Here is a 17,731-nt window from a genome sequence, read left to right as displayed (position 1 = left end):
ACACCCGGGAGACCAGTGCCGACGGCCCCCGCGCCGCCGGGACTTTGGTCATCAGGCCCCCGCCCGACCGGAGAACCGGTCAGGCGGGCTCGTGCAGCCAGCAGGCGACCGGCCCGAACTCGGGCTCGCGCTCCCTGCAGACGTCCATCACCTTCGGGCAGCGGGGGTGGAACCGGCAGCCGGCCGGAGGCGAGGCCGGGTCGGGCACGTCACCCGGGAGCTCCGCCGGGAGCACCCCGGCACCGTCCGGCGCCGGGATCGCCCCGAGCAGCGCCCGCGTGTACGGGTGCCGCGGGTCGGCCCAGACCTCGTCGGTGCGGCCGGTCTCCACGATCTTGCCCAGGTACATCACGGCGATCCGGTCGGCGATCAGCCGCACCACGGACAGGTCGTGGCTGATGAAGAGCAGCCCGGCGCCCGACTCGACCGCGAGGTCGCGCATCAGGCGGGCGACCTGCGCCTGCGCCGACGCGTCCAGCGCCGAGATCGGCTCGTCGCCGATCAGCAGGGACGGCCGGGCGGCCAGGGCCCGGGCGATCGCGATCCGCTGGCGCTGGCCGCCGGAGAACTCGTGCGGGTACCGCGTGGCGAACTCGCGCGGCAGCCCGACCCGGTCGAGCAGGTCGGCGGGCGTGGTCGAGGTGTCGGCGGCGGTGCGCAGCCCGTCGGCGATCTGGTCGCCCACCCGCCGCCGCGGGTTCAACGACGCGTACGGGTCCTGGAAGACCATCTGGATGCCGGTCAGGGACGGGTCCCTGCGGCGCAGGCCGAGCGGCGTCACCGGGCGGCCCTGGAACGAGACGGTCCCCGAGGCCGGGCGGCCGATGCCGCACACCGTGCGGGCCAGCGTGGACTTGCCGCACCCGGACTCGCCGACCAGGCCGACCACCTCTCCGGCGGCGACGCTCAGGCTGGCCCCGGCGACGGCCCGGACCACGGGGCGGCCGGGAGTGCGGTGCTCGACGACCAGGTCGTCCACCTTCAGCAGTGTCATGCCGGCTCTCCTTCGGACGGTTCGGCCCCGGCGGTCGCGGCCGCCGCGTTCCCGGCGTTCTCGGGCAGCGAGTCGAGCAGCGCCCGCGTGTAGGCGTGGCGCGGCTCGACCAGCACCTGGCCGCGCGGCCCCGTCTCCACCACCAGGCCGTCCTTCATCACGCTCACCTCGTCCGCGACCGCCGACATCACGCCGAGATCGTGGGTGACCAGCAGCACGGCCAGGCCGAGGTCGTCGCACAGGCCGCGCAGCAGCCGCAGGATGCCCGCCTGGACGGTCACGTCGAGCGCCGTCGTCGGCTCGTCCGCGATGAGCACCTTGGGCGCGCAGGCGAGCGCCACCGCGATCGCGATGCGCTGGCGCATGCCGCCGGAGAACTGGTGCGGATAGCGGCCGATCGCCTCCTCCGGCCCGGGGATGCGGACCTTGCGCATCAGGTCGATCGCCCGCTCCCGCGCCTCGCCCCGGCTCAGGCGCAGGTGGTGGCGCATGTGCTCGGTGAGCTGCCGCCCGACCGTCAGCATGGGATGCAGGCTGGTCGCCGGGTCCTGGAAGACCATGGCGACCTCGGCCCCCCGTACGGCGTTGAGCTGCTTGGGAGGCAGGGACAGCAGGTCGCGCCCGGCCAGCGCGATCCGGCCCGCCACGCGGGCCCCGTGCGGCAGCAGGCCGAGCACGGCGAGGCCGGTCATGGTCTTGCCGGAGCCGCTCTCGCCGGCCAGGCCGTGGACCCGGCCCGGCTCCAGCGTGAGGTCGACGCCGCGCAGGATCTCCTTGCCGCGGATGGCGACGGTGAGCCCCTCGATGGCGAGGACGCCGTCCCCCGCGGCCGTCTCGTGTCGCTCGCTCAAATGGCACGCTCCTTGATGGCGCGGGCGGTACGGGGGTCGAGCGCGTCGCGCAGCGTGTCCCCGAGGAAGTTGAACGCGAGCACCACGGTCAGGATGGCGAGGCCGGGGAAGGTCGCCACCCACCAGCTGTCGAAGACCTCCACGCCGGAGGCGACCATCGCGCCCCACTCGGGCGACGGCGGCTTGGCGCCGAGGCCCAGGAAGGACAGGCCGGACAGCAGCAGCAGCGCGGTGCCGATGTCGAGCGTCGCCAGCACCATGACGGGGCCGGTGACGTTGGGCAGGACGTCCACGCGCAGCGAGCGCCAGGCCGAGAAGCCGAGCAGCCGGCCGCTCACCACGAACTCCCGCTCGCGGATGCCGAGCACCAGGCCGCGCGTCACTCGGGCGTAGGCGGGCCAGGCGACGACGAGCACGGCGAGCACGGCGTTGCCGAGGCTCGCGCCGAGCGCGGCGGCCACCACCATGGCGAGGATGATCGTGGGGAAGGCGAACACGAGGTCCGCCAGCCGCATGATCGTCTCGTCCACCCATTTGCCGAAATATCCGGCGCAGGCGCCGAGCAGGCCGCCGATCAGCACCGACAGCGCCACCAGCAGCAGCGTCAGCGGGATCGACACCCTGGCGCCGTACAGCACGCGGCTGAGGATGTCGCGGCCGAGCTGGTCGGTGCCGAACCAGTGGCCGGGGCCGGGCGGGGCCAGCCGGGGCAGCTCCTGGGCGAGCGGGTCGTGGGGCGCGAGCACCGGCGCGGCCAGCGCGATCAGGATCCAGGCGATCGCCACCACGCCGCCGGCGATCGCCAGCGGCCGCCGCCACGCCTCGGGCAGGCGCCGGAGCAGCCCCCCTGTCCGCGGCGCCGTCTGCCGTCGTCTCACGACAGTCTCACTCTCGGGTCGATGACGCCGTACAGAACGTCCACGATCAGGTTGATGACGAGGTAGACCACGCCCACCACGAGGCCTACGCCCATGACGGCGGGCAGGTCCAGGGAGGTCGCGCTCTTGTAGGCGTACTGGCCGACGCCGGGCCAGGCGAAGATCGCCTCGACGAGCACCGTGCCGGACAGCAGGCTGCCGAAGGCGAGGCCCGCGACCGTGATGACCGGGACCAGCGCCGGGCGCAGGACGTACCGGAACAGGATGACCCGGCCGGGCAGGCCCTTGGCGCGGGCCGCGCGGACGTAGTCCTGGCCGAGCACCTCCAGCACCGCCGAGCGGGTGAACCGGGTGAGCAGGCCGATCGTGTACAACGCGAGGACCAGTGCCGGGGTGACCAGGTGGCCGGCCGCCGAGGCGAACACGTCCCACTGGCCCGCCAGCGCCGAGTCGACCGTGTACAGGCCGGTGACGTGCGGCGGCGGCGTCATGCCGGGGTCGATCCTGCCGCTGCCCGGCGTGATCTGCAGCCGGTAGAAGAAGACGTAGAACGCGACGAGAGCGAGCCAGAACGTCGGCACCGAGATGCCGAACAGGCTGGTCACGCGCAGGATGTGGTCCGGCAGACGGTCCCGGCGCAGCGCGGCGACGACGCCGAAGCCGACACCGAGGATCAGCGAGATCAGGATGGCCGCGCCGGCCAGCTCCAGGGTCGCGGGCACGAACTCGGCCAGGTCGTCGGCCACCGGGCGGTGGCTCTGCTGGCTCTGCCCGAGATCCCCGTGCAACACCCCGGACAGGTGCACCAGGTACTGCTGGGGCAGGGGCTTGTCCAGTCCGTGGTCCGCGCGCCACTGCGCGACGATCGCCGGGTCGCCGATGGCGCGCTGGCCCAGATTGGCCGCGGCCGGGTCGCCGGGGACGAGGTTCGTCAGGATGAACGTGACGAGCGTGATGCCCAGGGCGAGCAGCAGCGCCGTGATGATCCTGCGGACCAGGAAGCGGGCGAACGGATGCCGGCGGGCGGCGCGGCCCCGCACAGCCTTCCGGCTGTCCGGGGCCGCGCCGCCCTCGCGGTCCTTACTTGGCGCCGAGGTCGGCGACATTGATCGTCCACACGGGGTGGTACTCCAGGCCGGTGACGGACCCGGCCGTCACGATGTTCTGGCCCGGCTGGATCAGCGGGATGAACGGCCCGGACGCGTTGAGCTTCGTCTGCACGTCGGTGTACGCCTGCTTGCGGTCGTCGTCGGTCACCGAGGCGGCGGCCTTCTCGCCCGCGGCCTCCAGCTCCTTGTCCGCGCCCGCCTTCCAGCCGGCGCGCAGGCCGACCAGCTTGCCGGGCAGGAACGACAGGTAGTTGCTGGGGTCGGGGAAGTCCGGGCCCCAGTACCAGAGGCCGAGCTCCTCCTTGCCGTTCCGGTAGTTGTCCAGGGCCGTGGTGACCGGCGCGGGCGTGATCTCCACCGTGATGCCGACCTCCTTGAGGTTGGCCTGGATGCGCTCGGCCAGCGGCTGGAAGGACAGGCCGTTCACGGTCAGCTCGCTCGGGTACTCCAGCTTGACCGTGGGGTTGGCCACGCCGCTCTCCTTGAGCGCCGCCTTCGCGCCCTCGACGTCGCGCTTGGTGGCCTGGTCGGCCGGGAGCGCGCCGAGGAACATCGACGGGATGATGCCCGCGGCCTGGGTCGAGCCCTCACCGGCCAGCTCCAGCAGGCCGGTGTAGTCGATGCCCTTGCGCAGTGCCTCGACGAACTTGGCGTTGGAGGTGACCTTGCTGACGCCCGGGTCCTGGTTGGCCAGCAGGAAGAACACGTACGCCGAGGTCGTCCGCTTGACCTGCAGGCCGCCGCCCATGCCGGACACCTGGTCGCCCGACAGGTTCAGCGCCACCTGGCTGTCGCCGCGCTGCACGTTGAGCTTCTGCGTGGCGGACTCGACGTTGCGGATGACGACCTTGTCGTAGAACGGCTTCTTGGCGCCCCAGTACTTGTCGTTCTTCTTGAGCACGACCTGGCTGCTCACGTTGAACGACTCGATCGTGTACGGCCCGGAGCCGGCCGAGGCGGAGTTGAGGTACTGCTCGGCCTTGTCGTCCGGGTTCGCGGTCGCGCCGTTCTCCTTGGCGACCTTGGAGTTGAGGATGCCCAGCGCCGGGTTCGGCAGGATGTACGGCAGCGCCGGGTTGGGCTCCTTCGACGTCAGCGTGATCGTGCTGTCGTCGGTCTCCTCCACCTCGACGCCGTCGAGCAGGAACGACGGGGTGCCCTTCATGTCGCGGACGCGGCTGAGCGAGAAGAAGACGTCCTGCGCGGTGACGGGGGAGCCGTCGGCGAAGGTGGCGTCCTTGCGCAGCTTGAGCGTGAGCTTCTTGCCGTCGGGCGACATCTCGTACGACTCGGCGAGGGACGGGACCGGCTTGGTGACGTCCGCGCCCTCGAAGGTGAGGAGCGTGTCGTAGGTCGCCTTGTCCACGATCAGACCGGTCGGCTCGTACGTGCGGCCCGGGTCGGCCGTCTTGAGATCGAAGGATGTGTCGATCACGAGGGTCTTGCCCGCGCTGCTCTGCCCCTGCGTGGCGGACGAGCCGCCGCTGGAGCACGCGGCGAGGGCGAGAGCACCGGTGAGCACGACCGGCAGCAGGGCGGTGGTCGCCCGCCGGCGCCGCGAACGGAGCGCCATATCTGTATCCTCCGAAAATGTGCCATGTGAGACGTTTAGTCGATGATGGTGCAGGAGTGTCCGACAGAAAGTCCAGCGTGTGCCGGGATGCTGAGACATATCTGATGAGGGGGAAACTGCCGTGACCGAAACGTCAAGCTACCCGACGCGTGGGAGTGCTGCTTCTGGACGTATCGGCATCGGCCTGGAACTGGATTCGACACATTTCAAGATCCTCGAGGTGCTGAGGGAGAACGGCCGGATCTCCGTGTCCGCCCTCGCCGAGCGGGTCGGCATCTCCCGCGCGAACGCCTACACCCGGTTCGAGGCGCTGCGCGCCGACGGGGCGATCAAGGGCTTCACCGCCGAGATCGACCACGTCCGGGCCGGTCTCGGCATCACCGCGCTGATCTTCGTGACCGTGCGGCAGCAGATGTGGCGCCAGTTCCGCGCGCAGCTCGCCCAGATGCCCGAGGTGGAGTACTGCGCGATCACCACGGGCCAGCACGACGCCATGATCCAGGTGCGGATGGCCGACGTCGCCGCCGTGCACAGCCTGGTGACCGAGCGCCTGGCGAGCATCCCGGCGGTCAAGGCCACCGAGACCGTCTTCATCCTCGACGAGGTGATCAAGCGGCCGTACATCCTGCCGACCGACCGGCGGCCCGCCCCGCGGCGGCCCGCACCCGAGGCGTCGGGTGACGGGGTGCCGCTGGGCAAGATGCGTTTCGAGGGCGTCTCCGAGAGCCGGGCCGGGCTGCAGCGGGACAAGGGCTGAGGTCCCGGGCGGGGACGGCCGGGGTCAGCGGACCTCGGCGCACACGCTGACGTGGGTCCTGTCGTCGCCCTCGAACTGGAACTCCTCGACGAGGTCCAGCAGCCCGTCGGGGCGGGTCTCGATACGGCTGGTGCTCCGGCCGCCCGCGCGCCCGCCCTTCTTGAGCCGGTGAATATAGGTGATCTCCAGGCGGTCGTCCTCCCGGGTGCCGACGAAGTGCCCGTGGACCACCGTGTCGCCGACGTAGCTGCCCCAGACGATGCCGTCCTCCTCGCGGTAGACGAACTCGGTCGGTGCGTCCGGGTCAACCTCGCTCGCGGTCGAGCTGACCATCACGAACTTGCGGTTGTTGAGATTTCTGTCGTCCATGCCTCCGCATCGTGCCGATTCGTCCGCGGTTCGCAAACGACGCTGGACGTTTCGCCGAGCGAGAACCCCTGATGGCCGCCTTCCGTCCAGCCAGGTGATGGCGTCCCTGACACGCCGAAAGTAAGATCGCCAAGTCGGGTATGTCGGGATCGTCGGCGGCTGGGGGTTGCGGATGGAGCTCGGTCTGGCGCTCGCGCAGTACGGGCGGTTCGCCTCGCTGGAGTCCGTCCAGCGGGTGGCCCGCGAAGCGGAGGAACTCGGCTTCGCCGGCCTCTGGGTGGGGGACCGGCTGCTCACCCCGCTCCAGCCGCGCGACCCCTATCCCGGCGGCGGAGGGACGATCCCCGCCGAGCATCTGGTCTTCCTCGACCCGTTCGCCGTCCTCTCCGTGGCCGCCGCGGCCACCCGGCGGGTACGGCTCGGCACCAGCACGCTGAACGCCTGCTGGTATCCGCCGATGGTGCTCGCCCGCTCCCTGGCCACGATCGACGCGCTCAGCGGGGGCCGGATGATCGCGGGCTTCGGGCTGGGCTGGTCTTCCGACGAGTACGCGGCCGTGGGCGTGCCGTGGGAGTCGCGCGCGGCGCGACTCGACGCCACGCTCGACCTGCTCCACGCCGCCTGGACCGCCGATCCGGTCAGCTACGCCGACGAGCGGTGGCAGGTCGCGCCGAGCCGCGTCTTCCCCAAGCCGCCCGGCGGTATGCCGGTCTACCTCGCCGGTTTCGCTCCAAGCGCACTTGAGCGCGTCGGCCGCCGGGCCGACGGCTGGCTCGGCGCGGCCCTCCCGATCCCGGTCCTGACCGGGATGTGGGCCGCGATCCGCCGGGCCGCGGAGGACGCGGGACGCGACCCCGAGGCCCTGCGCATGGTGCTGCGGGCCAACCCGATCGTCACGGACGCGCCCGCGCCGGAGGCGCACGTCCCCAGCGCGGGGACCGTGGCCCAGATCGCCGACTATCTGGCCGCGGCGGCCGAGGCGGGCGCGGACGAGATCCTGCTCGACCTCCAGCTCACCGCCCGGGACGACGACCACCTTCTCGACCTCGCCCGGGCGTTCCGCGCGGCACTCTCCTGACCATGGATTTCAGAGCCTGGCGATCGGTTTCGCGTGTGACGCGATGAAGGAAAGTTACAGAAGCTTCACGGCTTGTGGAGATAATTGACGCCATCGCCGCTTCACCATAAAGTCCGGAAAAAGTTCCGACTGTCCAGCCCCGATATAAAGACCCCCACGGAGCGGTCCATGAAGCGTGTAGCAGCGGTAGTGTCGTTGCTGAGTCTTGCCGCCGTCACCGCGACGGCCTGCAGCAGCACCAGCACGGGTGGAAGTTCGGCCGGTGGCGGCGTCTTCACCACGATCGACGGCTTCAAGCCCGGTCTCGACGTCAACGGGCCGATCAACCCGTGGAACCCCAAGGGCAACATGTTCCAGGGGTACAACTCGATGAAGCTTGGGTGGAAGAAGAACCACCTGACCGACCCGAACCAGTTCTACCCCGGCATCGCGGCGAGCTGGGACATCGCCCCGGACAACTCCTCGATCACGCTGCACCTGCAGCCGAACAACAAGTGGTCCGACGGCACGCCCGTCACCGCCGAGGATGTCAAGCTCTCCATCGCCCTCGCGTACACGCAGGGCAGCACGGCCTTCTCCGTCGACCCCGGAGCCGCGGGCGCGGCCTCCGACGTGGAGATCATCGACGACCACACGGTCAAGATCTCCCAGGACATGAGCAACCCCAGCGTCACGTTCGTCCGTGGCGTAATGGACAGCTTCGTCGTCCCGGCCCACATCTGGAAGGACGCGGTCCCCGCCAACTTCTGGGACACCCTCAAGGCCGCCCGCGGTGAGGGCGCCGAGGCCGAGAAGGCCCGCGCCGAGATCACCGCCCAGTCGGACAAGGTGCTCGCCTTCGCCCCCGCCAAGGACGTCTCCGCCGGGCCGTACACCCTGGAGCGGATGAACCCGGGCGAGGCCCTTCTCGTCAAGAACAAGAACTTCTACAACGCCGCCAACGTCGGCCCCGACCAGGTCAAGCTGCTCAACTACACGGGTAACGAGCAGATTTGGAACTACCTGATTTCGGGTAAGCTCGACAACGCGCCGTTCACCGCGGTGCCGGCCGACGTGATGAAGCGGATCGGCCAGACGCCTGGAAACGCGGTCGTCAAGGGCTTCTCGCCCGTCTCGGTCGCGATGGCGTTCAACCAGTCCAAGAAGCCCTACGACAACGTCCACGTGCGCAGGGGCCTCGCCTACCTCATCAACCGGGACGAGATCACCAAGATCGCCTCTCCCGAGGGCGGCACCCCCGCGCTGACCACCACGGGCATCCACCAGAAGCCCGCGGAGGCGTGGCTGGGCTCCGAGCTGAGCCAGCTCGAGCCGTACAAGCTCGACGCGGCCAAGGCGGAGAAGGAGTTCAAGGAAGCCGGTCTGAAGAAGACCGGCGGCAAGTGGACGCTTCCCGACGGGAAGCCGTGGAAGTTCACGATCAACGTGCCCGCGCCGTTCTCCGACTGGGTGTCCGCCGCCAAGGCGGTGACCAGCCAGCTGAACGAGGCGGGCGTCACCGCCGAGGTGCTCACCACCGCCGACTACCCGCTCTACCTTTCGGAGCTGTCGGCGGGCAAGTACGACGTCGGCTTCTGGCTCGTGGCCCTCGGCCCCGCGCCGTACAACATCTATCAGCGCCTCTACGGCGCCTCCAACGGTTGGTCCATCCTCGGTGGCAAGATCAAGCACTCTGCCCCGGGCAAGGACGGCAACTGGATGGGCAGCCCCGAGACCATCGATGTCAAGGGCGTCGGGAAGGTCAACCCCGGCGAGCTCACCGGCAAGCTGAACACCGCTCCCGAGTCCGAGCAGAAGGCGATCATCAGCCAGCTCGCCAAGGCGGCCAACCAGGACCTGCCCGTTATCCAGCTGTGGGACTACGTCAACACGCAGTTCATCAACACGAACCGGTTCACCGGCTTCCCGGAGAACGAGAGCGACCTGCTCCGTGAGACCTCCGGCGTGTGGATCCAGCTCGGAATGATCAAGAAGAAGTAGGTTCATGACGCTCATCGGGGTCCCGGGACGTTCCGGGGGAATCGCCGTCGTGCGACGGCTCGCGGGCCATCTGGCCCGCGGGCTCGTCATGATCCTGGTGGTCACCACGATCAGTTTCCTGATCATCAGGAACATTCCCGGTGACCCCATGGCGGCCAAGTACGAGAAGCTCGTCGAGCAGGGCATGTCGCCCGAGGCGGCCCAGCAGGCGGTCAACGTCCTGTACGGGTTCATGCCGACCGGCAGCATGTGGCAGCAGTACCTCGACTACATGAAGGGACTGGCCCACTTCGACCTCGGCCAGTCGCTCACCGTGCCGGGCACCGGCGTGGGGACCGTGCTCATGTCCGCGGCCAAGTGGACGCTGATCCCGGTCCTCGCCGGCACCCTGCTGAGCTTCCTGGTCGGGATCATCCTCGGGGTCTACGCCGCGATCAAGCGCCAGGGCAAGCTCGGCGACCTGCTCGCGATCTCCGGATCGCTGCTGCACGGCGTGCCGCAGTACGTGCTGGCGCTCCTGCTCGGCGCGATCTTCACGACGCTGATCCCCATCCTCCCCGCCGGAGGAACGGCCGACATCATGTTCGAGCCGGGACTGAACGCCGGCTACATCGGCTCGCTGATCCAGCACGCCACGCTTCCCGTCGTGACGTACGCGCTGGCGAGCTACGGCGGCTGGATCCTGGCGATGAAGTCGAGCGTGGTCACCGTGCTCGGCGACGACTTCATCCTCGCCGCCGAACTGCGCGGCATGAAGCGGTCGATCATCTTCAGGTACATCGCGCGCAACGCGATCCTGCCCCTGTTCACGATCCTCGCGCTGTCGCTGGGCATGCTGTTCGGCGGTGCGATCTTCATCGAGAGGATCTTCAACTATCCGGGTCTCGGCCTGATGCTGATCGACAGCATCACCGGGCGCGACTACGCCCTGATGGGCGGCGCGTTCCTGCTCATCACGGTGGCGATCATCATCGCGAACATCGCGGCCGACCTGCTGTACACCGTCATCGACCCCCGGGTCAGAAGCGGAGGTGAGGCGGCATGACCGCGACGACGATCGTGCCGGAGGCGCGCAGCGCCTCGGCCACCCTGCGCCGCAACTTCTGGCGCGGGGTCTGGCGGGTCATGAAGCGCAAGCCCAGCCGCATGCTCGGCGTGGTCATCATGGCCGGGTTCGCCTTCATGGGGATCTTCGGGCCGATGCTCTACCCCGACCGGCTCCCGCGCGACACGAACGCGCTGTACGCCGCGCCGAGCTGGGCGCACCCGTTCGGCACCGACTTCGAGGGCACCGACGTGCTCGCGCTGGTCGTCACCGGATCGCGGTACGTGCTGCTGACCGGCCTGGTCACCGCGGTGATCACGGTCGTGCTCGGCGCGGGCATCGGGCTGTTCGCCGGGTTCAGGCGCGGCCGCTGGGACAGCGTCCTCATGCGGATCACCGACATGAAGCTGACCATCCCCGGACTGCCGCTGCTGCTCGTGCTGTCCACGATCTGGAAGTTCACCAGCGCCATCGAGATGGGCCTCGTGCTCGGCCTGCTCGGCTGGGGCGGCGTCGCCCGCGCGGTGCGCTCCCAGACCCTCTCGCTGCGTGAGCGCGGCTTCGTGGAGGCGGCCCGGGGGCTCGGCCTGTCCACCACCCACATCATCGGCAGGGAGCTGCTGCCCAGCATGGCCCCGTACATCGCGATGAACATGCTCATCGCGGTCACCGGAGCCGTGTACGCGCAGGTCGGCCTCTTCTTCCTCGGCGTGCTGCCGTTCGAGGCCAACAACTGGGGCGTGATGCTCAACCTCGCCGTTTTCGGGGGCGGCGCGCTGACCACGACCGCGGCCCTGCCGTACCTTCTGGCGCCGCTGCTGGCGATCCTGCTGCTCACCCTGGGCATCGTGCTCGTCGTCGACGCCATGGACGAGATCTTCAACCCCCGCCTGCGTGAGGAGTGACCGGTGTCCGTGACTGACCAGAGGGCGCCGGGCGTCCGCATCAGCGACCTGTCCGTCGTCTACCGCACCCAGGCGGGCGAGCTGCCCGCCGTCCGGGGCGTCGACCTGGAGCTCATGCCCGGCACGATCACCGGTGTGGTCGGCGAGTCCGGCTCGGGCAAGTCCACCCTGGCGCTGTCGATGCTCAACGCGGTGCAGCCGCCCGGCCGGATCAGCTCGGGCAGCGTGGAGATCGACGGCCTCGGCGACGTCGTGGCCCTGCGTGGCGACGACCTGCGCAAGACCCGCGGCCGGCACGTCGGCTACGTCTTCCAGGCCGCGCAGAACTCGCTCAACCCGCTCAAGACCATCGGCAAGCAGCTCCTCGACCTTGGCCGCTCGCACGACGTCGACGACCTGCCCGGCCTGGTCAAGGAGGCGCGGAGCCTCCTCGACCGGATGGGCCTGGACGGGGCGCGGGTCCTCGACTCCTACCAGCACGAGCTGTCCGGAGGCATGCGTCAGCGCGTCGGCATCATGCTCGCGCTGGTGCTCAACGCCCACGTCGTCGTCCTGGACGAGCCCACCACGGCGCTCGACATGATCACCCAGGCGACCATCCTGCGGATCATCCGCGAGGTCCACGAGGAGCGCGGCCTCACCACGCTCGTCATCACCCACGACCTCGGCGTCGTCGCCGAGATCGCCGACCGGCTCGCCGTCATGTACGGCGGTCGCCTGGTCGAGCAGGGCCCGACCAGGGAGGTGCTGGGCGCACCCAGGCACCCGTACACGCGGGGCCTGCTCCAGGCGATCCCGCGCCTGGTCGGCGACATCGACGAGGCCAGGGCGCTGCCCGGCCGCCCGCCGACGCTGAGCACCGTCCCGCCCGACGGGTGCGTGTTCCGCGAGCGCTGCGCCGTCCGCATGGACGTGTGCGAGACCGGCGAGCCGCCCGTGCTCACCATCGGACCGCGCGTCGTGGCCTGCCACGCGGCCGGCGACGGGGAGTCACAGAAGGAGACCGTCACGACGGGACCCACGAGAGGGGAGGAGCAGGCATGATCACCGGCAAGGGCATCACCAAGACGTTCCGGCAGCGCGGCGGCATGCTCGGCGCCCGGGAGGTCCCGGCGCTGCGCGGCGTCGACTTCTCCATGGAGAAGGGCGGAGCGGTCTCGTTCATCGGCGAGTCCGGATGCGGCAAGACCACCCTCGGCCGTATCCTCGCCGGCCTGGAGAGCTACGACTCCGGCGAGATCACCATCGACGGCGTCCCGATGTCGTCGCTGAGCCACCGCCAGCGCCAGTCCCACTTCCGGCGCATCCAGCTCATCCACCAGGACCCGTACTCCGCGCTCAACCCGGCGCGGACCATCCACCAGACGCTGGACGCGCCGTTGACCCTGCGGGCCAAGCAGACCGGCCGCTCCCGCTCGTGGATGGACGAGCGGGCCGAGGAACTGCTCGGCCTCGTCGGCCTCGACCCGGGCTACGTGCTGCCGCGCTATCCGCACCAGCTCTCCGGAGGCATGCGCCAGCGCGTGGTCATCGCCCGCGCGCTCACCGTCGACCCCGAGATGCTCGTCGCCGACGAGGCCACCTCGATGATCGACGTGTCGTTGCGGCTCGGCATCCTGGCCCTGCTCAAGGACCTGCGCGACCGGCTCGGCGTGAGCGTGCTGTTCATCACGCACGACGTGGCGACCGCCCGCTACATCGGCCTGGACGGCGAGCTGTACGTGATCTACCGGGGCCAGGTCGTCGAGCGCGGCCCGGTCGAGTCGGTCATCTCCGACCCGGTCCACCCGTACACGCAGTCGCTGCTGTCGGCCATCCCGGTGCTGCACGGCCTGGAGGTGCCCGGCGCTGAACGCGTGACGCCCACCGAGGCGATCGACCCGAACCGCAAGGACACGGGCTGCCTCTTCGCGCCCCGCTGCCCGTTCCGCACCGACCGCTGCGAGGCCGAGACGCCCGTGCTCGGCCATGACGGCAGCACGGTCCAGGAGCACGCCTGCTTCCACCCGCGGAGCCGCAGCGTCGTCGCCACCCCGGCGGTCCGGTCGTGACCGGGAACCTGGGCATCCGCGACGCGTCGGGGGACGTCGCGGCCCTCGGCGAGCTGGCCGCGGCCGCGCTCACCTTCGACGCGGCCGAGGCGCCGCGGCTGGTCGCCCGGCTCGCCGCGCCTCCGGCCGACCGCCGCTGGACCGCGCTCGCGACCCCCGACCTCGACGCCGCCGTCATCACCTCGGTGTCCACCCGCGACCCCTCCATCGGGCACATCGACCTGCTCGCCGTCGACCCCGGAGCCCGGGGCGCCGGCCGCGGGCGGGCGCTGGTCGAGGCGGCGCAGGAGTGGCTGCGCGGCGAGGGCGTCACCACGGTGCGCGTCGCCGGCAACCCGCCCTGCTACGCCTGGCCCGGCATCGACGTGCGCTACACCGCCGCCGCCTGCCTGTTCGAGTCCCTCGGCTACGAGCGCGAGCAGGTCGCCTGGAACATGACCGCCGACCTGTCCACCGCCGCCTGTGACGAGCGGGCCCTCGCCGACGACGTCGAGCGGCTGGCCGGCAAGGGCGTCGCCGTACTCGCGGCGGGTCCCGGCGAGCGGGCCGCCGTGGGGGCGTTCGTCCGCGAGGAGTGGAACGAGAGCTGGGCCTGGGAGGCCGAGCAGGCCACCGGCTGCCACTACGCGTCCCGCGACGGCGAGATCATCGGCTTCGCCGCGTGGGGGGCCAGGCCCGCCTGGTTCGGCCCCATGGGCACCGCCCCCGCGGCGCGCGGGCTCGGCGTCGGCGGCGTGCTGCTGCGCCGCTGCCTGGCCGAGATGCGCGCGGCGGGCCTGGCGAGCGCGCAGATCTCCTGGGTGGGCCCCCTGCGGTTCTACTCCGGAGTGGTGGGGGCCCGGGCCGAGCGCGTCTTCTGGCTCTACCGCCGGGACCTGCGGTGACGGCCGGATGTCACGGGTAGAGCAGCTTCCCGCCGTACAGCCAGGCCTCCGGGGGGCAGGGGGAGGGGCACAGGTCGCGGGGGTCGTCCCCCGCGTCCGCCCGCTCGCGCAGCGAGGGGGAGCCCCACAGCAGGTCGATGAAGTGCCGCCCGCCCTCCACACCGGTCCCCGCGGGGGCGGCGGTGGTCCAGGCGAACTGCTCCGGCCACCGCGAGCGCAACAGGTGCAGGATCGACACCCCGGTCAGCACCGGCTGGAACGCCTCGGGGTCGTGCACGTGCACCTGGACGCCGCGTACCGCCGCGCCGGCGTGCTTGTGGAACGCCGGGGTGAACCAGGTGTCGCGGAACCGCACGCCGGGCAGGCCGAGCCCGTTCAGCCCGGCGGCGAAGCCGCCGTCCAGCCAGGGCGCGCCGATCAGCTCGAACGGCCGCGTGGTGCCCCGGCCCTCGGACGCGGACGTGCCCTCGACCAGGCCGGTGCCCGGGTAGACCAGCGCGGTGTCCGGGGTCGGCATGTTCACCGACGGCATGATCCACGGCAGACCGGTGTCGGCGAAGCGCATGGAGCGCCGCCAGCCCTCCATCGTGACCACGGTCAGATCGACGCCGATCGACTCGTTGAAGAGGAGCGCCAGCTCGCCCAGGGTCAGGCCGTGCCGCACGGGGAGGGGCGCCCGGCCCACGAAGCTCGCGCAGGACGGCTCAAGCGCCGGGCCCTCGGCCCGGGTGCCGCCGAGCGGGTTGGGCCGGTCGAGCACCGCGAAGCGCAGCCCGAGCCGCGCCGCCGACGCCATGAGGTCGTGCATCGTCCACACGAACGTGTAGAAGCGCGTCCCCACGTCGGCGATGTCGAAGACGAGCGTGTCCACGCCGGAGGCCGCCACCAGCGCGTCCAGGGCGTCGCCGCTCCTGCCGTACGTGTCGAGGACCGGGAGCCCGGTCGCCGGGTCCTGACCCGCGTCCTCGCCGAAACCCGCCTGCGCCGTGCCCCGGATCCCGTGCTCGGGACCGAACAGCGCGGTCAGCGGGACCCCCGCCGCCAGCAGCGCCGCCGCGGTCGGGGTCAGATCGGGAAGAACCCCGGTCGGATTGGTGACGAGGCCGATCCGGCCCCCACGTAGGAGATCGGGATCGTTCGCGAGCCGCTCGGCGCCGGTTCGTACGTGTGACATGATCCCATTCTCCGAAGAATCTTTGCATAATGGAACCATCCGGTGAAAATTAGCGACATGGAACGAGATGATTGAACCACTCGCCGACCTGTCCACCGAGCAGAGCGATCCGCGCTACAGCGAGATCGACCGGCTGCCCACCGAACAGGTCGCCAGGCTCATGAACGCGGCCGACGCCAAGGTCCCCGCGGCGGTCGCCGTGGCGATCCCGCATATCTCGGCCGCCATCGACGCGATCGTCGCCCGCATGGATCAGGGGGGACGCCTCTTCTACGTGGGCGCCGGGACCTCCGGCCGCCTGGCCGTGCTCGACGCGTCCGAATGCCCGCCCACCTTCGGCACCGACCCCGAGCTCGTCCAGGGCATCATCGCGGGCGGCGAGCCCGCGCTGACCCGCTCGGTCGAGGGCGCCGAAGACGACGACGCGGCCGGTGCCGCGGCCATCGCCGGCAAGGAGGTGGGCCCGCTCGACAGCGTCGTGGGGGTCTCCGCCAGCGGGCGGGCGCCGTACGTGCTCGGCGCGCTCGGCGAGGCCGCCCGCAGGGGCGCGCTGACCGTCGGGGTGTCCTGCAACCGGGACTCGGCGCTCTCCGCGGCGTCCGAGCACCGGATCGAGGTGATCGTCGGGCCCGAGATCGTGACCGGCTCGACCCGCCTCAAGGCCGGGACCGCGACGAAGCTCGTCCTCAACATGATCTCGACGATCTCGATGGTCCGGCTCGGCCGGACGTATGGGAACTCGATGATCGAGGTCTCCGCGGCCAACTCCAAGCTCGCCGACCGGGCCGCCCGCATGGTGGGCGACATCACCGGCGCGGGCCTGGACACCGCCCAGGCGGCACTGGAGGCGGCGGGCTGGCAGGTCAAGGCGGCCGTGCTCATGATCGAGCACGACCTCGGGGCCGACGACGCCAGGGCGCTCCTGCAGGCCAACGGCGACCGGCTGGAGGCGGCCAGGCAGGCCGCGTCCGGGGGAGTGGTCGGTGCCTGACCCGGGGAACCCCGGCGGCCCGGACGCGAGCCTGCGGGGGATCCTCGAGGCCGCCGTCCCCGCCGCCTGCTCGGCGGCGGTCGCGGTGATCGCCAAGGACGGAGCCGTCGTCGCCGCCGCCGCGGCGGGCGAGGCCGTACGTTATTCAGGAGCTACGGAGGCGCTCCTGGACGAACGTCCGCCCGCCCGCCGCGACTCGGTCTTCGACCTCGCCTCGATCACCAAGCTGTTCACCACCGCGGCCATCCTGTCGCTGGTGGAGGACGGCCTGCTCCGGCTCGACGAGCCGGTCGCCACCTGGCTCCCCCCGGCGTACGGGGGACACCGCGCGACCACGCTGCGGCACCTGCTCACCCACACGGCGGGCCTGCCGCCGAGCCGCCGGGCCCACGAGGAGATCCCCGGCGACGGCCCCGCCGCGCACGCCGCGCGGATGGAGCTGATCCTCACCACGCCGCCGGGACACCCCCTCGGGGAGCGGTACGTCTACTCCGACGTCGGCATGGTGACGGCGGGCCGGGTGGCCGAGATCGCCGGGGGAGCGCCCCTCGACGAGCTCGTCCGCACCCGGGTCATCGGGCCGCTCGGCCTGACGAGCACCTGCTACCGCCCTCCGGCCGGGCTGCTCCCGCGCGTCGTCGCGACCGAGTACCAGGCCGACCGCCCCGGCCCCGGCTGCATCAGGGGCGAGGTCCACGACGAGACCGCGTACGGCCTCGGCGGGATCGCCGGGCACGCCGGGCTGTTCTCCACGGCGGACGACCTGGTCCGCTTCGGCGAGACCCTGCGCACAGGGGGCGGGCCGATCCTGCGCCCGGACACCGTGGCGGAGATGATCCGCGACCAGGGCGTCACGGGGGCGGCGTTCGACCACGGGCTCGGCGTGCGCATCGGCGACCCCGCCATCGTGGGGCCGCTCGGCCGCGCCTACGGCCACTCGGGGTTCACCGGGACCTCCCTCGTCGTCGACCCCGAACGGGCGCTGACCGTCGTGCTGCTGACCAACAACGTCCACCCCGTACGCGGCCGGCCGGGCATCCGCGACCTGCGGCACGCCGTCGCCGCCGAGGCGCTCCGGATCGCGTCCTGACC

At 71.2% G+C, this 17,731-nt stretch carries 17 protein-coding genes; 10 read left to right on the top strand and 7 right to left on the bottom strand.

The window, feature by feature from the left end; all coding sequences use genetic code 11:
* Positions 1-79 precede the first annotated feature (79 nt).
* Genes AWQ68_RS32045 through AWQ68_RS32025 form a run of 5 tightly spaced genes read right to left on the bottom strand, consistent with a single transcriptional unit; the run spans position 80 to position 5,405 of the window.
* Complete coding sequence (locus AWQ68_RS32045) at positions 80-994, bottom strand: oligopeptide/dipeptide ABC transporter ATP-binding protein (protein WP_066947726.1); 915 nt, start codon at positions 992-994, stop codon at positions 80-82.
* Complete coding sequence (locus AWQ68_RS32040; protein ID WP_066947724.1) at positions 991-1,845, bottom strand: ABC transporter ATP-binding protein; 855 nt, start codon at positions 1,843-1,845, stop codon at positions 991-993. Before AWQ68_RS32040 ends, AWQ68_RS32045 begins: the two co-directional genes overlap by 4 nt.
* Positions 1,842-2,723: an ABC transporter permease gene (locus tag AWQ68_RS32035; protein ID WP_245656300.1), complete on the bottom strand. Its 882-nt coding sequence runs from the start codon at positions 2,721-2,723 to the stop codon at positions 1,842-1,844. Before AWQ68_RS32035 ends, AWQ68_RS32040 begins: the two co-directional genes overlap by 4 nt.
* Positions 2,720-3,829, bottom strand: a complete 1,110-nt coding sequence (locus AWQ68_RS32030) for an ABC transporter permease (RefSeq protein ID WP_066947721.1) — start codon at positions 3,827-3,829, stop codon at positions 2,720-2,722. Before AWQ68_RS32030 ends, AWQ68_RS32035 begins: the two co-directional genes overlap by 4 nt.
* Positions 3,804-5,405 carry an ABC transporter substrate-binding protein gene (locus AWQ68_RS32025; RefSeq protein ID WP_066947718.1) on the bottom strand — a complete coding sequence of 534 codons (1,602 nt, stop codon included), beginning with the start codon at positions 5,403-5,405 and terminating at the stop codon, positions 3,804-3,806. Before AWQ68_RS32025 ends, AWQ68_RS32030 begins: the two co-directional genes overlap by 26 nt.
* A 121-nt stretch (positions 5,406-5,526) precedes the next feature.
* Here AWQ68_RS32025 and AWQ68_RS32020 point away from each other — a divergent pair, with 121 nt between their 5' ends.
* Positions 5,527-6,162 carry an Lrp/AsnC family transcriptional regulator gene (locus AWQ68_RS32020; RefSeq protein WP_066947716.1) on the top strand — a complete coding sequence of 212 codons (636 nt, stop codon included), beginning with the start codon at positions 5,527-5,529 and terminating at the stop codon, positions 6,160-6,162.
* 24 nt (positions 6,163-6,186) lie between these two features.
* Here AWQ68_RS32020 and AWQ68_RS32015 read toward each other — a convergent pair whose 3' ends face one another.
* Positions 6,187-6,531, bottom strand: a complete 345-nt coding sequence (locus AWQ68_RS32015) for an avidin-fold protein (protein ID WP_084464619.1) — start codon at positions 6,529-6,531, stop codon at positions 6,187-6,189.
* A 172-nt stretch (positions 6,532-6,703) separates the two neighbouring features.
* On the opposite strand from AWQ68_RS32015, the gene AWQ68_RS32010 reads away from it, so the two are divergent.
* The 7 genes from AWQ68_RS32010 to AWQ68_RS31980 all read left to right on the top strand — a co-directional run bounded on the left by AWQ68_RS32010 (position 6,704) and on the right by AWQ68_RS31980 (position 14,474).
* A complete protein-coding gene (locus tag AWQ68_RS32010; RefSeq protein ID WP_066947713.1) occupies positions 6,704-7,609 on the top strand; it encodes a TIGR03619 family F420-dependent LLM class oxidoreductase in 906 nt (301 codons plus the stop codon).
* Positions 7,610-7,777: 168 nt separating this feature from the next.
* The gene (locus tag AWQ68_RS32005; protein ID WP_066947710.1) at positions 7,778-9,589 is read left to right on the top strand and encodes an ABC transporter substrate-binding protein; all 1,812 of its coding nucleotides are present in this window, start codon (positions 7,778-7,780) and stop codon (positions 9,587-9,589) included.
* 4 nt (positions 9,590-9,593) lie between these two features.
* Positions 9,594-10,634 carry an ABC transporter permease gene (locus AWQ68_RS32000; RefSeq protein ID WP_066947707.1) on the top strand — a complete coding sequence of 347 codons (1,041 nt, stop codon included), beginning with the start codon at positions 9,594-9,596 and terminating at the stop codon, positions 10,632-10,634.
* Positions 10,631-11,539 (top strand): ABC transporter permease, encoded by a 909-nt coding sequence (locus tag AWQ68_RS31995; RefSeq protein ID WP_066947704.1) that lies wholly within the window; start codon positions 10,631-10,633, stop codon positions 11,537-11,539. Before AWQ68_RS32000 ends, AWQ68_RS31995 begins: the two co-directional genes overlap by 4 nt.
* A 9-nt stretch (positions 11,540-11,548) precedes the next feature.
* The gene (locus tag AWQ68_RS31990; RefSeq protein WP_245656298.1) at positions 11,549-12,583 is read left to right on the top strand and encodes an ABC transporter ATP-binding protein; all 1,035 of its coding nucleotides are present in this window, start codon (positions 11,549-11,551) and stop codon (positions 12,581-12,583) included.
* Positions 12,580-13,590, top strand: coding sequence for an ABC transporter ATP-binding protein (locus AWQ68_RS31985; protein WP_066947698.1), 1,011 nt, complete (start codon positions 12,580-12,582; stop codon positions 13,588-13,590). Before AWQ68_RS31990 ends, AWQ68_RS31985 begins: the two co-directional genes overlap by 4 nt.
* Positions 13,587-14,474 carry a GNAT family N-acetyltransferase gene (locus AWQ68_RS31980; RefSeq protein ID WP_066947695.1) on the top strand — a complete coding sequence of 296 codons (888 nt, stop codon included), beginning with the start codon at positions 13,587-13,589 and terminating at the stop codon, positions 14,472-14,474. The genes AWQ68_RS31985 and AWQ68_RS31980 overlap by 4 nt, the downstream gene beginning before the upstream one ends.
* 10 nt (positions 14,475-14,484) lie before the next feature.
* Here AWQ68_RS31980 and AWQ68_RS31975 read toward each other — a convergent pair whose 3' ends face one another.
* Positions 14,485-15,648, bottom strand: coding sequence for an exo-beta-N-acetylmuramidase NamZ family protein (locus AWQ68_RS31975; protein ID WP_084464618.1), 1,164 nt, complete (start codon positions 15,646-15,648; stop codon positions 14,485-14,487).
* Between the two features lie 67 nt (positions 15,649-15,715).
* Here AWQ68_RS31975 and murQ point away from each other — a divergent pair, with 67 nt between their 5' ends.
* Positions 15,716-16,639 (top strand): N-acetylmuramic acid 6-phosphate etherase, encoded by a 924-nt coding sequence (murQ, locus tag AWQ68_RS31970; RefSeq protein ID WP_066947689.1) that lies wholly within the window; start codon positions 15,716-15,718, stop codon positions 16,637-16,639.
* Positions 16,632-17,729 (top strand): serine hydrolase domain-containing protein, encoded by a 1,098-nt coding sequence (locus tag AWQ68_RS31965; protein WP_084464617.1) that lies wholly within the window; start codon positions 16,632-16,634, stop codon positions 17,727-17,729. The genes murQ and AWQ68_RS31965 overlap by 8 nt, the downstream gene beginning before the upstream one ends.
* Positions 17,730-17,731: the final 2 nt, after the last annotated feature.

The sequence above is a fragment of the Microtetraspora fusca genome, assembly GCF_001570365.1.
GTDB classification, from domain to species: Bacteria; Actinomycetota; Actinomycetes; order Streptosporangiales; family Streptosporangiaceae; genus Microtetraspora; species Microtetraspora fusca.
Note: the sequence above shows the minus strand (reverse complement) of the source record. Positions and strands in the feature narration are given on the sequence as shown.